The organism is Streptomyces sp. NPDC018693, from assembly GCF_044391385.1.
In the GTDB taxonomy this organism is placed as follows: Bacteria; Actinomycetota; Actinomycetes; order Streptomycetales; family Streptomycetaceae; genus Streptomyces.
On the sequence record NZ_JBIRZZ010000005.1, the window covers coordinates 49551 to 63740 of the forward strand.

Below are 14190 nucleotides of genomic sequence, written 5' to 3' on the forward strand. Positions count from 1 at the left end.
CAATACCGGGAGTCAGGCGGCCACGAGCTCCTGCTCGCGGTCCGGGGTCTTGACCTTGGGCTTCTTGTTCGGCAGCGAGAGCCGGAAGACCTTGCGCCACGCGGAGAACACCTGCTTGGGCAGCGGCCCGGTGACGTACTCCAGCTCGTACTTTTCGAACAGCGCGCGCACCTTCACCGCGACCTCGGCGTACCGGTTGCTCGGCAGGTCCGGGAACAGGTGGTGCTCGATCTGGTGCGACAGGTTGCCGGTCATGAAGTGCATGGCCCTGCTGCCGCTGATGTTCGCCGAGCCCATCATCTGGCGCAGGTACCACTGGCCGCGCGTCTCGCCCTTGATCGACCGGCGCTCGAAGACCTGCACGCCCTCGGGGAAGTGCCCGCACATGATCACCGAGTGGGACCAGAGGTTGCGGACCAGATTCGCGGTGAAGGTGGCGGCGAGGGTGGGGAGGAACGACGGGCCCGACAGCAGCGGATGGATCACGTAGTCCTTGAGCACCTGCTTGCGGATCTTGCGGCCCACGGCCTTGGCCCGCGCGCGGAACTCCGGGTCCTTGCGGCGGCGCTTGTGCAGGTTCTTGCCGAGCTCCAGGTCGTAGGCTGCGATGCCGTACTCGAAGAAGCAGGCGTTGATGAAGTTCCACAGGGGCTGGCCGAGGTGGAAGGGGTGCCACTTCTGGTCCTCGTCGACGCGCATGATGCCGTAGCCGAGGTCGTTGTCCTTGCCGATCACGTTGGTGTACGTGTGGTGCAGCTCGTTGTGCGAGTGCTTCCACTGGTCGGACGGCGAGACGTGATCCCACTCCCAGGTGGTGGAGTGGATCTTCGGGTCCCGCATCCAGTCCCACTGGCCGTGCAGGACGTTGTGACCGATCTCCATGTTGTCCATGATCTTCGCCACGGACAGCCCGGCGGTGCCGAGCAGCCACGCGGGCGGGAAGATCGAGAACAGCAGCACGCCCCTGCTGACCAGCTCGAGCTTGCGCTGCGCCGAGATGACCTTACGGATGTAGGCGGCGTCCTTCTCGCCGCGGCTGGCGATCACCTCGTCGCGGATCGCGTCCAGTTCGCGGCCGAGCTCCTCGATCTGCTCCGCGGTCAGGTGGGCGGTGGGGTCGATGGCGGTCAAGGTGCTCCTACCGTTCGATGTCGCAGGGGCCCGCCGCGGCGGACACGCAGGTCTGGATGAGGACGCCCGGCTCGGCCTCGGTGATCTCGCCGGTACGCAGATCGCGGACGGCGCCCGCCTTGAGCGGCGTGACGCAGCCGAAGCAGATGCCCATGCGGCACCCGGAGGGCATGAGCACGCCGGCCTCCTCGCCGATGTCCAGCAACGGCGTGCCGCCGTCCGCGTCGACGGTCTTGCCGGTCGTGCTGAACGTGACCTCGCCGCCGTCGCCGGCGACGACGATGCTGGGGCGGAAGCGTTCGGTGTGCAGGCGCTCCTGGACGCCGTACTCTCTCCAGTGCTCTTCGGCGGCGTCGAGCAGGCCCGTGGGCCCACAGGCCCAGGTCTCGCGCTCGGCCCAGTCGGGCACGAGTTCGTCGAGACGGGCGATGTCGAGCTTGCCGTCCGTGTCGGTGTGCACCTCGGTGAGCTGCAGCTTCTTGTCCGCGACCAGATCGTGCAGTTCGTTGCGGAAGATCACGTCTTGCGGCCGTGGCGCGCAGTGGACCATGACGACGTCGTCGAACTCGGTGTCGCGCAGCATGCCCATCACGGGCGTGATGCCGCTGCCGGCCGTCAGGTAGAGCACCTTGACGGGCTTGGCCTGCGGCAGCACGAAGTCACCGGTCGCCTGGTCGAGCTGGATCAGCGTGCCCGGCTTCGCCCCGCGGACCAGGTGGTTGCTGACCTTGCCGTCCGGGATCGCCTTCACGGTGATCGTGACGCGGCCGTCCGGGCGGTTCGTAGGGGAGGTGATGGAGTAGGCGCGCCACAGGCGCACCCCGTCGACGTCGACCCCGATCCGCACGTACTGACCGGCCGTGTGGCCGCGCCAGCCCCGTCCCGGCCTGATCACGACGGTCGCGGCGTCACCCGTCTCGGGGTGCACGGCCTCGATGCGCCCCCGCAGGTCGGCGCCCGCACGCAGCGGGCTGACCAGGTCGAGGTAGTCCGACGGCAGCAGCGGCGTCGTGACCATCTCCAGCAGTTTCCACGCCCTGCTGCGGAGGGCTGTACTCGTCATGGCTCCAGCTTGCTGCGTCTCAGGGCGTAAAGTCCTGACCGCAGGACGTGAATCTGGTCGGTGGAATTGTTCGCAGGGAATAGAAACGTGAGCCATGTAATCCGGAGGGCCAGCGAACTGGCCCTGGATGAGACGACGGTCACCGCACTTCGGGCCGCGCTGAAGACCACCGCCGACGAGGTCGTCCAGGCGATCATCGACGAGGTCCCTCCCTACGCAGGCGCCCTGTCGGGCCACATGGGCGCCACCATCCGCCGAGCCGTCCGCACCGCCCTGGGGCACTACCTGGACCTCGCGAGCGGGAACGCCACAGGCGGCGACGGCGGTGACGCGGCCTACGAGCTGGGCCGCGGCGAGGTCCGCGACGGCCGTTCGATGGACGCCCTGCTCAGCGCCTACCGCGTCGGCGCCCGCGTGGCCTGGCGATGCCTGGCAGCGGGTGCCGTACCCGCAGGTCTGCCCGCCGCCGAGGTCGCCAAGTTCGCCGAGCTGACCTTCGCCTACATCGACGAGCTGTCCGCAGCCAGCGCCGCGGGCCACGCCGACGAACTGGCCGCCCGGGGCAGGGCCCACGAACGCCACCTGGAACACCTGGCCCGCGACCTCCTCGCCGGCGCGAGCCCGGACGTGCTGCTTGTCTCTGCTCAACGGGCCGGGTGGCAGCCTCCGGTTTCGCTGACCGCGGTCCTGCTGCCCGCCGCCCAGGCCCGGCCCGCCTACCGCGCGCTCGACCCGAGCACCCTCGTCCTCGACGATCTGCCGGACGCCACCGGTGTGCTGCTCGTCCCCGACGCCGACCGATCACATCTCTTGCGGCGGCTGACCGACCGCACCGCCGTGGTCGGCCCGGCCCGGCCATGGACTCGTGCGTCCGCCTCGTACGCACGAGCCGTACGCGCGCGCTCCCTCTCCTCTGATATTCGCGACACCGAGGACCACCTGCCCGAGCTGGTGCTGAGCGCCGACGCGGACGCGTTCGCAGACCTGCGTGCCCGAGCCCTCGCACCGTTGCGGACCTTGCCTGTCGCGACCGCACGGCGGCTGGAGGAGACGCTGCGGGAGTGGCTGCTGCACCAGGGCAGGCGGGACGCGGTGGCGGCGGCGTTGTTCGTTCATCCCCAGACAGTCCGGTACCGGATGTCGCAGCTGCGGGAGCTGTTTCCGGATCTTGCATCGCCACACCGGGTCCTTGAACTGACGCTGGCGGTCGGTCTTCGGGTTTGACGGGCCGGAAGACCAAGGCAGGGGCTCCGAGGCCGCTGGCCAGTCTCCGGGCTCAAAGCGTGTCGCACGAGACCGTGGATCGGCATCTCCGTTGTGTGGCTGGTGAACCGCCCCGGGGCAGGTGGAGGCTCAATTCCATGTAAGGAATTGGCGCAGATCCCGTCTGCTTCCCGGACGACAACTCGTCCGGTGCCCCTCACGTACCTGATGTGTCGTCAGGTAAGTCAGCATCTGGTCGGCATCAGTCCCCGCACATTCCGAGACGGTTGTCCGAACAGGCGCCTGATCGGCGGCGTCACAACAGCCTGATTCGTACGGAAGCCCAGGCAGGGAGCCGGCTCACCGGAGTGAAGCGATGTTCCTCACAATCTTCGAGTCAGGCGCGTGCCAGTTGTAGAGTGATACCGCCCTTGACCTGCACAAAGCTGGCAGGGAGCCGTCTTCCAGGAGTCCAAAGTGCTGCGTACTCTGTTCAAGTCCAAGATCCATCGCGCCACCGTCACCCAAGCCGATCTGCACTACGTGGGATCGGTGACCATCGACGCCGACCTGCTCGACGCGGCCGATCTGCTGCCCGGCGAGTTGGTTCACATCGTCGACATCACCAACGGCGCCCGGCTGGAGACGTACGTCATCGAGGGGGAGCGAGGCTCCGGGGTCGTCGGCATCAACGGCGCCGCCGCCCACCTCGTGCACCCCGGCGATCTGGTGATCATCATCAGTTACGCTCAGGTCACCGACGCCGAGGCGCGGGCGCTGAAGCCGCGTGTCGTGCACGTCGACGGGGACAACCGGATCGTGGCCCTCGGCGCCGACCCCTCGGAGCCGGTGCCGGGCTCCGACCAGGAGCGCAGCCCGCAGGCCGTGTCGGTCTGACCCCGCACGAGGAGCGTGTCCATGAGTGGTGTCGAGATCCGCGACGACCGGGCGAACGGCCGTCTCGAGGCCCTCGGTGACGGCGCTGAGGTCGTCGGCCGCATCGAGTACTTCGTGCTGGAGTCCCCGGCGCGGGCGCTGGTCCCGGTGCACACCGTCGTGGAACCCGCTCACGAGGGGAAGGGCATCGCGGGCTCCCTCGCCCGTGAGCTCTACCGCATCGCGGCCGACGAGGACAGTGCCGTCGCCTCCCTGTGCCCGTACGTCGCGCGATGGGCCGCCCGTCACCCGGAGGAGGCCCCGGCCGCCCGGCCCGGTCTGCTGGAGGCGGCGAAGGACTGGCTGGTGGCCCACCCCGGGCGCTTCTGAGCCCGACGCCGTTGCGCCAGGCGGACGGTGCGTCCCGACGCCCCCGGGTGACTGCGCGCACGGCTCGGGGGTAGGCGGGGGAGTAGTCCAGGGCCACGGTCGACCGACTGGCTGGAGGACGCCATGACCGACCCCTACCCCGACCCGGTGCCGCCGGGCCCCACGCCCGGCCCCGACCCACAGCCCCACGAGCCGCCCCCGAGCCCGGTACCCACCCCGGAGCCGCCGCCCACCCCCACCCCGCCACCACCACCGGTACCCCAGCCGCCCCCGGCCCCCGGCCCCGTACCGGAGCCCACCCCGTCGCCGATCCCGCCGGGCCCGGAACCGGTCCCGAATCCGGAGCCGGGGCCGCCGCTCACCTGAGCGCCACGGGCCGGGCGCTGGGCGAGCGGGGCAGGGACATCGCGGCCTCCTCGCCCTGCGGCGGCCCGAGCGGGCAGATCCACCAGCAGCGCCTGACCGGGCCGCCGTCGTCTTCGTCCGTGGGGCGGCAGGCCGGCGCCCTTACCCGCGATACGGCCGAACTCCCCGAGCTGTCAGGCGGACACCTCGGACCGGTCCCCGCCCCACAGCGTGTGGAACGAGCCTTCCCGGTCCACCCTCCGATACGTGTGCGCCCCGAAGAAGTCCCGCTGCCCCTGGGTCAGCGCCGCAGGCAACCGCTCGGCACGCAACGCGTCGTAGTACGCCAGCGCCGCCGCGAACCCGGGCGTCGGCACCCCCTGCCGGGTCGCCGCGACGAGCACCTCACGCCAGTCGTCCTGCGCGGCGGCGATCTCCGCCGCGAACGTCTCGTCCGACAGCAGGCTGGGCAGATCGGCCCGCGCGTCGTACGCCGCGCGGATCCGGTCAAGGAAGGCCGCCCGGATGATGCACCCGCCGCGCCAGATGGACGCGACGGCACCCAGGTCGATGTCCCAGCCGTACTCCGTACGCGCCGCGTCGATCTCGTGGAAGCCCTGCGTGTACGACACGATCTTCGACGCGTACAGCGCCTGCTCGACCCGGTCGGCGAAGGCGGCCGCCTCGGACTCGCTCAGCGGCGAGACCTTCGGGCCGGCCAACCCCCGCGAGGCATCGCGGAGCGCCGCGTGCCCGGACAGCGAACGCGCGAACACCGCCTCGGCGATCCCGGACACCGGCACCCCGAGGTCCAGGGCGATCTGCACGGTCCACCGCCCGGTGCCCTTCTGCTCCGCCTGGTCCACCACCACGTCCACGAAGGGGCTGCCCGTCGCCGCGTCCACGTGGGACAGCACCTCGGCCGTGATCTCGATCAGGTACGAGTCCAGCCGCCCGGTGTTCCAGGTACGGAAGATCTCGGCGATCCGCGCGGGGGAGTACCCGGCGACATCGCGCAGCAACTGGTACGCCTCGCCGATCAGCTGCATGTCGGCGTACTCGATGCCGTTGTGCACCATCTTCACGAAGTGACCGGCGCCGTCCGCGCCGACATGCGTCACACAGGGCGCCCCGTCGGCCGCCTTCGCGGAGATCTTCTCCAGCATCGGACCCAGCGAGTCGTACGACTCCTTCGACCCGCCCGGCATGATGCTCGGGCCGAGCAGCGCGCCCTCCTCGCCGCCGGAGATGCCCGTGCCGACGAAGTGGATGCCCCGCTCCCGCAGCTCACGCTCCCGGCGCCGGGTGTCGGCGAAGTGCGCGTTGCCGCCGTCGATGATCATGTCGCCCGGTTCGAGGAGCGGAGCGAACTCCTGGATCACCGCGTCGGTCGGCTCCCCGGCCTTCACCATGATCACCAGGCGGCGGGGTCGCTCCAGCGCCGCCACGAACTCCTTGGCGGTCTCGGCCGCGACGAACTCGCCCTCGTGCCCGAACTCCTCCACCAGGGCGCGCGTGCGCGCCGGCGTCCGGTTGTGCACGGCCACGGTGTAGCCGTTGCGGGCGAAGTTCCGGGCGAGGTTGCGGCCCATGACCGCGAGTCCGGTGACGCCGATCTGGGCTGAAGTGCTCATACCGCCTGCTCCTCGAACATGTGTTGACAACATAGAGGCCGTGCCGGTCGTGCTCGCCCGCCAGTATGGTCCGGGTTCCTGAAGACCATGCTGACGTGCCCCTGTGTCGACCGCACATCCGGCCCCGCGGGGGTGAGTACGCACGCGGGCCCCCCTTCGCCTCAGTCCCGGCCCGGCGGATACGGGCGATCCGGCCAACCGGCGCCGATTTCCCGCCACTTGGGGGCACACGCGGCTGATTGCCGCCTTGTCCCCGCCGGTGGGCAGCGCTTACTTTTGCCGCTCCTGACGCCTGTCGAGGGGGCTTGAGACATGGCCGTACGCGGCCGGCACCGCCGGTATCAGCCGAACAGGATCAACCGCGCCTCGCTCACCGTCACCGCGGGCGGCGCCGGTATGGCCATTCCGCTCATCGGTACCGGTGCCGCCCAGGCGGCCGACGTGGACACCTGGAACAAGGTCGCCGCGTGCGAGTCGAGCAACGACTGGAACATCAACACCGGCAACGGCTACTACGGCGGGCTGCAGTTCACCCAGTCCACCTGGGAGGCGTTCGGCGGCCTCCGGTACGCGCGGCGCGCGGACCTCGCCACCAAGGACCAGCAGATCGCCGTGGCGGAGAAGGTCCTGGACGGGCAGGGGCCGGGCGCCTGGCCGAGCTGCTCCCAGCGGGCCGGGCTCACCCGGGGCGGCGCCGCCCCCGAGATCCAGCCCAAGGACATCCAGCCGCAGACCACACCGCAGTCCCGGGTCGGCAGGACCGAGATGTACACCGTGGTGCGCGGCGACACCCTGTCCGGCATCGCCGACCGGCGCGACGTCGAGGGCGGCTGGCAGCGGCTCTACGCGGCCAACCGGTCGACGATCGGCGCCGACCCCGACCTGATCATGCCCGGCCAGCGGCTGAACCTGGGCGCCGGGACCCAGCCGTCCACCACGCCGAAGCCCAAGCCGAAGACGGCACCGACGCCGAAGACGACGCCGAAGCAGACCACCCCGAAGACCCGGACCGCGCCGGAGCAGAAGACTGCGCCGAAGACCCCGACCCCGCCCAGGACGCAGGCGGCACCCCAGAAGAAGAACACCGCCACCCTCGTCTCCCCGGTCGCCGCCGGCACCGGCACCCCCTACCACGCCACCGGCTCCTCCTGGTCGAAGGGCTATCACACCGGCGTCGACTTCCCCGTGCCCACGGGCACGTCCGTCAGGGCGATCGGGCCGGGCGAGGTGGTCAGCGCGGGCTGGGGCGGTTCCTTCGGCTACCAGGTGGTGATCCGGCACACCGACGGGCACTACTCGCAGTACGCGCACCTGTCGGCGATCTCCGTCCGCACCGGCCAGTCGGTCAGCGCCGGTCAGCGCATCGGCCGTTCCGGCTCCACGGGCAACAGCACGGGCCCGCATCTGCACTTCGAGGTGCGGACGGGGCCCGGTTTCGGAACGGACGTCGACCCGGTGGCCTATCTACGGGCCGGCGGCGTCAGGATTTGACGCGCTCCCGGTGCCGGTCGAGGACCGGCACCGGCCGGTCGAGGACCGGGAGCGACAGCACATGCGGGCCGCTCGAGAAGGCCACGGGCGAGAGCTGCTCCGGCACCGCGTCGAGCAACTCGGCCGCCGGGACCACCGGTTCCGGCGCGCCCTCGCCGTCGGACACCGTGCCCTGCGCACCCCCGGTCTTCGAAGCCCCCTGGGTCCTGGCGAGGCGCTCGGTGGTCAGCAGGATCAGACCGCCCGCCGCCACCACACCGCAGCTCAGCGCGAGCGCCGTGCCGGTGGCGCCGTAGCGGAAGGTCTCGCCGAACATCGTGATGCCGACGGCGGCCGCCACCACCGGGTTGACCACGGTCAGCGTGGCCAGCGGGGCCGCGAGGCCCGCGCCCCGGTAGGACGCCTGGGACAGCAGCACACCGGCGACGGCGAACACACCGATCGCGGCGAAGGTCGGCAGGTCGGCCATACGGACCGAGCCGGTCCAGTCGACGGTGACGACCTTGGTGAACACCGACGACATACCGAAGGCGATACCGGAGCCGGTCGCCAGCAGCACGCTGCGCACCACCGGGTGCCGGTGGGCCGCCCGGCCCGCGATCATCAGCGCGACCACCGCACCACCGGTGACCAGGGCGACGGACACGCGCTGCGCGGTGCTCAGCGACTGCGCGTCGGAGGTGCCGACCAGGGAGAGCAGTCCGGCCAGACCCACCGTCGCCATGATCGCGCCCCGCCAGGCGGTCCGCCCGGCCCGGCGGCCCACGAAGAGCGCCGCCATCGGCAGCGCGAACACGATCGTCAGGGCACCCAGCGGCTGCACCAGGCTGAGCGGGCCGTAGGCCAGCGCCACCACGTGCAGCAGGCCGCCGATGCCGTTCAGCGCGACCGCCGCCCACCAGCTCAGGCGCCGCAGCGGGGCATAGCTGCCGTCCGGGGAGGAGAGCGCGACCTGTTCCTGCACGATCGCGCCACCGGCGTAGGCGACGGCGGACACGAACGACAGAACCACGGACAACGCGAGGGCGCTCATGAGCTGTTCCTCTGCGTGGGGCGGGGGCGCTGGCCCCGGTGCGGCGAACGGTCGGCTTCCATGGACAACACGATGCCGCGCGGAAGTCTTCCCGTCGTCGTCCCTGAGCACTCAATGCGTCCTACTACGGGTGGAGTACGCCCGGATCGAGCCTACGCCCCAAGGCGGGCGACGTCTCGGCCACGCCCCTGAACCTGTTCCCGGCCGTCCTTGGTACTACTGCACCTCGTGGACCTCGACCCCGATCTCGCCGCCCTGCGCCCGCTCGGCGGGTTCTTCCTCCTACGCGCCGCCGGAGAGCCGCCGCGACCGCTGCCGACCCTCGCGGACGCCTACGCGAACAGTCCGTCGGATGCTTACGGAAATGCCCTGATTTTCCGCGTCCGCAAGGTGGCGGAGATCATCCGTGCGCCGGAGGAACGCGTCGGAGCCTCGGTGGCGCACCAGGGGCTGGCGGCCCGGCTGTGGTCGATCGCCCTGGGCTGCGCCGCGCTGTACGGCCGCGTCCCCGACCTCGATCCCCGGCTGCTGCGCTGGGATCCGGACGCCGCCGCCCCGGACGACCTGTGGCTGACAACCGTACGTCCGCTGCCCGTGGACCGGCTCGCCGAGGTCGTCCTGGAGGGTCATCTGGAGCCGCTCGACGCCGCCCTGCGCGCCCGTCACCGGCTCGCGCCCGGTCTTCTGCGGGGCAATGCCGCCTCCGCGCTGGCGGGTGCCGCCGCGCAGCTGGAGCGGTGGGCGCGGGCGCACGGCCGGCCCGACGCGGCGGCGGCCGCCCGCTCCCTCACCGAGCGGCTGTTCACCCGTCCGCCGCTCGCCGGCACCGGCACCTTCACGGCCACCGGACATGCCTTCCGCCGCCGCAGCTGCTGCCTGTACTACCGGGTGCCGGGCGGGGGTGTCTGCGGAGACTGCTGCTTCACCCGGCCCCCACGCTCTTCCCCGCACGGCCCGTCTGGGCGACCATGAGGGAACGAGCCACGAGGAACAGGGGGTTCCGGGTGCGAGTGGGACTGCTGACCCGGGAGTACCCCCCGGACGTGTACGGCGGGGCGGGTGTCCATGTCGAGTTCCTCGCCCGGGAGCTCAGACCGCTGGTCGACCTCGACGTGCACTGCTGGGGCGAGGGCCGGGCCGAGGGTGTCGTACGCCACCGCCCCTGGACCGCCCTGGACGGCGGCAACGACGCGCTGCGCACCTTCTCCGCGGACCTGTCGATGGCCCATGCGCTGGCGGGCCGCGACCTCGTCCACTCCCACACCTGGTACGCGAATCTGGCCGGCCATCTCGCCAAGCTCCTGTACGGCGTGCCGCATGTGATGACCGCGCACTCGCTGGAGCCCCTGCGCCCCTGGAAGGCGGAGCAGCTCGGCGGCGGCTACGCCCTGTCGAGCTGGGCGGAGCGGACCGCGATCGAGGCCGCCGACGCGGTGATCGCCGTCTCCGGCGCCATGCGCGCCGACATCCTCGCCTGCTATCCCGCGCTGGACCCGTCGAAGGTCCACGTCGTGCACAACGGCATCGACACCACCCTGTACCGCCCGGACCACGGCACCGACGCCCTGACCCGGATCGGTCTGGACCCGGACCGCCCGTACGTGCTGTTCGTCGGCCGCATCACCCGCCAGAAGGGCGTGCCGCACCTGCTGCGGGCGGTGCGCGACATCGACCCCGCGACGCAGGTCGTGCTGTGCGCGGGCGCTCCCGACACCCCGGAGATCGACCGGGAGTTCCGGGAACTGTTCGAGGAGCTGGGCCGAGTGCGCGACGGGGTGCACTGGATCCCGCGCATGCTGCCGCGGCCGGAGGTGATCCAGCTCCTGACCCACGCGGCCGTGTTCGTCTGCCCCTCGGTGTACGAGCCCCTCGGCATCGTCAACCTGGAGGCGATGGCCTGCGGCACCCCCGTCGTGGCCTCCCGGGTCGGCGGTATCCCCGAGGTCGTCGAGGACGGGCGGACCGGGGTACTCGTACCGGTGGACGATGATTTCGAGACAGGTCTCGCCCGGGCGCTGGACGCGGTCATCGGCGACCCGGCGGCCGCCCGGCGAATGGGCGAGGCCGGGCGGGAGCGCGCGGTGGGCGAGTTCGGCTGGGACGCGGTCGCCCGGCGCACGGTCCGGCTCTACGAGGAGATCGTCAAACAGACGGCCTAGATCACGGCCTACGCCTTCGAACAGGCTTACTCGGGCCTGCTCAGGGGCAAACCATGGTTCTACACCAGGGTGAGGGGAGCGGCCCATGCGTCGTGGCGGACCTTCTGTGCTCGGGATCGTGCTGGCGGGCGGCGAGGGCAAGCGCCTGATGCCCCTGACGGCGGACCGTGCGAAACCCGCGGTCACCTTCGGCGGGACGTACCGCCTCGTCGACTTCGTGCTGTCCAACCTCGTCAACGCCGACATCCTGCGCATCTGCGTGCTGACGCAGTACAAGTCGCACTCGCTGGACCGGCACATCACCACCACCTGGCGGATGTCCAGCCTGCTCGGCAACTACGTCACGCCCGTCCCCGCCCAGCAGCGGCTCGGCCCGCGCTGGTACCTGGGCAGCGCCGACGCCATCCTGCAGTCGCTGAACCTGATCTACGACGAACGGCCCGAGTACGTGGCCGTGTTCGGCGCCGACCACGTCTACCGCATGGACCCGCGCCAGATGCTCGCCCAGCACATCGACAGCGGCGCGGGCGTCACGGTCGCCGGCATCCGGGTGCCGCGCACCGAGTCGTCGTCCTTCGGCGTGATCACACCGGGCTCCGACGGGCGGACGGTGGAGCGTTTCCTGGAGAAGCCGGCCGACCCGCCCGGCCTCGCCGACGACCCGGACTCCGTGTTCGCCTCCATGGGGAACTACCTCTTCACCACCAAGGCCCTCATCGAGGCGCTCCAGCGCGACGCCGAGGACGAGGACTCCGTGCACGACATGGGCGGCTCGATCCTGCCCCAGCTGACCGAGCGCGGCGAGGCGTACCTGTACGACTTCAGCGAGAACCACGTGCCCGGCGAGACCAGCCGCGACCAGGGCTACTGGCGGGACGTCGGCACGCTGGACGCGTACTACGAGGCCCATATGGACCTCATCGCCGAGCGGCCCAAGTTCAACCTGTACAACCGCAGCTGGCCGATCTACACGCACTCCTACCAACTCTCCCCGGCCCGCTTCAACGCGGGCGGCATGGCCAGTGAGTCGATCATCAGCGCCGGCTGCCTCATCCGGGGGCAGGTCACCCGTTCGGTGCTGTCGCCGGGGGTGGTCGTCGATCCGGGCGCGGTGGTGCAGGGTTCGGTGCTGCACGACAACGTCCACATCGGCCGGGGAGCGGTGGTGCGGGGCGCGGTGCTGGACAAGAACGTCGAGGTGCCGCCGGGCGCCACGATCGGGGTGAACCCGGAGCGGGACGCCGAGTTGTACACCGTGTCGAAGGGCGGGGTGATCGCCCTCGGGAAGGGGCAGCGGGTGTCCTGAACCGCCTGAACCGGGCACGCCGACCCCTGGCCCAACCGGTCAAACCGGCACACACTTAATACGCTGTTAACTGTGTGTAGCCTGATCGTACTTGACCGTAATCGGGCAGAGGCGATTGACTGCCTGCCTCACCCCGTCGTCGACGCGAGGCAAGCCCTTGACTGCTGATCTGCTCGCACCCCTCGACCTGGCGTTCTGGAACATCGAGTCCGCCGCGCACCCCATGCACCTCGGTGCCCTGGGCGTGTTCTCGGCGCACTCGCCCACCTCGGGCGCGCACGCCGCCGACCTGCTCGCCGCCCGGGCGGCCGCCGTGCCGGGGCTGCGCATGCGCATCCGGGACGTGTGGCGCCCGTTCGACCGGGACCGGCCGCTCGACCTGCGCCGCCCGCTCGCCTTCGGGGGCGCGGTCCGCGAGCCCGACCCCCACTTCGACCCGCTGCGCCACGTCCGGCTGCACGCCCCCACCGCCGACTTCCAGGAGGCGGCCGGCCGGCTCATGGAGCGCCCGCTGCAGCGCGGCCGACCGCCCTGGGAGGCGCATGTGCTGCCCGGCCGGGACGGCGTGTCCTTCGCGGTGCTGTTCAAGTTCCACCACGCCCTCGCGGACGGCCTGCGCGCGCTCGGCCTGGCCGCCGCCGTCCTCGACCCCATGGACCTGCCCGAGCCCCGGCCCCGCCCCGCCGAGGCGGCCCGCGGGCGTCTGCCGGACGTGCGCCGACTGCCCTCGCTGGTGCGCGACGCGCTGTCCGACGTGGGGCGCGCCCTGGACATCGGCGCCTCCGTCGCCGTGTCGACCCTCGCCACCCGCCCCATCGCCGCGCTCACCGCCGAACCCACCGGCACCCGCCGCACCGCCGGGGTGGTCGTCGACCTCGACGACGTGCACCGGGTGCGCAAGAGCGTCGGCGGGACCGTCAACGACGTACTGATCGCGGTCGTCGCCGGGGCCCTGCGCCGCTGGCTCGACGAGCGCGGCGACGGCAGCGAGGGGGTGGCCCCGCGCGCGCTCATCCCCGTCTCCAAGCGCCGCCCGCGCACCGCGCACCCCCAGGGCAACCGGCTCTCCGGGTACTTGATACGGCTCCCCGTGGACGACCCGGACCCGCTCGGCCGGCTCGCGGCCGTCCGTACGGCGATGGACCGCAACAAGGACGCCGGTCCGGGCCGGGGCGCGGGTGCCGTCGCGCTGCTCGCCGACCATGTGCCCGCCCTCGGCCACCGCATCGGCGGACCGCTGGTGAGTCAGGCCGCGCGGCTCTGGTTCGACATCCTCGTCACCAGCGTGCCGCTGCCCAGCCTCGGCCTGAAACTCGGCGGGAACCCGGTCACCGCCGTCTTCCCGTACGCCCCGCTGGCCCGCGGCCAGTCCCTGGCGGTCGCCATCTCCACCTACCGCGGCCAGGTCCACTTCGGGCTGGTCGCCGACGCCCAGGCCGTACCGGACCTCCAGCGGTTCGCCGACGCCCTGACCGGGGAGGTGGAGACACTGGTCACGGCCTGCGAGGTCTGACCTCCCGGGTTTGGAGGTGTCCCCCGGCGCTGAAGTAAAATTCCGC

13 protein-coding genes are annotated in these 14190 nt (G+C 71.4%); 9 read left to right on the forward strand and 4 right to left on the reverse strand.

The genetic code is table 11. The features are described 5' to 3' along the window. Positions 1 to 12: 12 nt before the first annotated feature. Entirely contained in the window at positions 13 to 1131 is a 1119-nt protein-coding gene (locus ACH5AC_RS15240) for a fatty acid desaturase family protein (RefSeq protein ID WP_398862263.1), read from the reverse strand. Positions 1132 to 1138: 7 nt separating this feature from the next. Beyond that, positions 1139 to 2194, reverse strand: coding sequence for a ferredoxin reductase (locus ACH5AC_RS15245; RefSeq protein ID WP_398862264.1), 1056 nt, complete (start codon positions 2192 to 2194; stop codon positions 1139 to 1141). Positions 2195 to 2281: 87 nt separating this feature from the next. On the opposite strand from ACH5AC_RS15245, the gene ACH5AC_RS15250 reads away from it, so the two are divergent. The 4 genes from ACH5AC_RS15250 (at position 2282) to ACH5AC_RS15265 (ending at position 5029) form a co-directional block, all read left to right on the forward strand. After that, complete coding sequence (locus ACH5AC_RS15250) at positions 2282 to 3418, forward strand: PucR family transcriptional regulator (RefSeq protein WP_398862265.1); 1137 nt, start codon at positions 2282 to 2284, stop codon at positions 3416 to 3418. 456 nt (positions 3419 to 3874) lie between these two features. Beyond that, complete coding sequence (panD, locus tag ACH5AC_RS15255; RefSeq protein ID WP_398862266.1) at positions 3875 to 4294, forward strand: aspartate 1-decarboxylase; 420 nt, start codon at positions 3875 to 3877, stop codon at positions 4292 to 4294. Positions 4295 to 4315: 21 nt separating this feature from the next. After that, positions 4316 to 4663: a GNAT family N-acetyltransferase gene (locus tag ACH5AC_RS15260; RefSeq protein WP_398862267.1), complete on the forward strand. Its 348-nt coding sequence runs from the start codon at positions 4316 to 4318 to the stop codon at positions 4661 to 4663. Positions 4664 to 4786: 123 nt separating this feature from the next. After that, on the forward strand, positions 4787 to 5029 hold the full coding sequence (locus ACH5AC_RS15265) for a hypothetical protein (protein ID WP_398862268.1): 243 nt from the start codon (positions 4787 to 4789) through the stop codon (positions 5027 to 5029). Between the two features lie 173 nt (positions 5030 to 5202). On the opposite strand, the gene gndA is transcribed toward ACH5AC_RS15265, so the two are convergent. Continuing rightward, positions 5203 to 6642, reverse strand: coding sequence for an NADP-dependent phosphogluconate dehydrogenase (gene gndA, locus ACH5AC_RS15270; protein WP_398862269.1), 1440 nt, complete (start codon positions 6640 to 6642; stop codon positions 5203 to 5205). Positions 6643 to 6954: 312 nt separating this feature from the next. On the opposite strand from gndA, the gene ACH5AC_RS15275 reads away from it, so the two are divergent. Then, a complete protein-coding gene (locus ACH5AC_RS15275; protein ID WP_398862270.1) occupies positions 6955 to 8133 on the forward strand; it encodes a transglycosylase family protein in 1179 nt (392 codons plus the stop codon). Here the strand turns inward: ACH5AC_RS15275 and ACH5AC_RS15280 are convergent. Beyond that, positions 8123 to 9166, reverse strand: coding sequence for a DMT family transporter (locus ACH5AC_RS15280; protein WP_398862271.1), 1044 nt, complete (start codon positions 9164 to 9166; stop codon positions 8123 to 8125). The two genes, ACH5AC_RS15275 and ACH5AC_RS15280, sit on opposite strands and share 11 nt — an antisense overlap. Before the next feature lie 210 nt (positions 9167 to 9376). Between ACH5AC_RS15280 and ACH5AC_RS15285 the strand changes: the two genes are divergently transcribed. From ACH5AC_RS15285 to ACH5AC_RS15300, 4 genes are all read left to right on the forward strand, one after another. Continuing rightward, positions 9377 to 10138: a (2Fe-2S)-binding protein gene (locus ACH5AC_RS15285; protein ID WP_398862273.1), complete on the forward strand. Its 762-nt coding sequence runs from the start codon at positions 9377 to 9379 to the stop codon at positions 10136 to 10138. Positions 10139 to 10170: 32 nt separating this feature from the next. After that, positions 10171 to 11325 carry a glycogen synthase gene (gene glgA, locus ACH5AC_RS15290; RefSeq protein WP_398862274.1) on the forward strand — a complete coding sequence of 385 codons (1155 nt, stop codon included), beginning with the start codon at positions 10171 to 10173 and terminating at the stop codon, positions 11323 to 11325. A gap of 85 nt (positions 11326 to 11410) precedes the next feature. Beyond that, a complete protein-coding gene (glgC, locus tag ACH5AC_RS15295) occupies positions 11411 to 12631 on the forward strand; it encodes a glucose-1-phosphate adenylyltransferase (protein ID WP_398862275.1) in 1221 nt (406 codons plus the stop codon). 157 nt (positions 12632 to 12788) lie between these two features. Continuing rightward, entirely contained in the window at positions 12789 to 14144 is a 1356-nt protein-coding gene (locus tag ACH5AC_RS15300) for a wax ester/triacylglycerol synthase family O-acyltransferase (protein WP_398862276.1), read from the forward strand. The last annotated feature ends 46 nt before the right edge of the window (positions 14145 to 14190 follow it).

What these genes read in the sequence shown, in the direction of transcription:
- ACH5AC_RS15245 (WP_398862264.1), bottom strand. Translation starts at nt 2,194, where the DNA reads ATGACGAGTACAGCCCTCCGCAGCAGGGCGTGGAAACTGCTGGAGATG.
- ACH5AC_RS15260 (WP_398862267.1), top strand. Translation starts at nt 4,316, where the DNA reads ATGAGTGGTGTCGAGATCCGCGACGACCGGGCGAACGGCCGTCTCGAG.
- ACH5AC_RS15265 (WP_398862268.1), top strand. Translation starts at nt 4,787, where the DNA reads ATGACCGACCCCTACCCCGACCCGGTGCCGCCGGGCCCCACGCCCGGC.
- gndA (WP_398862269.1), bottom strand. Translation starts at nt 6,642, where the DNA reads ATGAGCACTTCAGCCCAGATCGGCGTCACCGGACTCGCGGTCATGGGC.
- ACH5AC_RS15275 (WP_398862270.1), top strand. Translation starts at nt 6,955, where the DNA reads ATGGCCGTACGCGGCCGGCACCGCCGGTATCAGCCGAACAGGATCAAC.
- ACH5AC_RS15280 (WP_398862271.1), bottom strand. Translation starts at nt 9,166, where the DNA reads ATGAGCGCCCTCGCGTTGTCCGTGGTTCTGTCGTTCGTGTCCGCCGTC.
- glgC (WP_398862275.1), top strand. Translation starts at nt 11,411, where the DNA reads ATGCGTCGTGGCGGACCTTCTGTGCTCGGGATCGTGCTGGCGGGCGGC.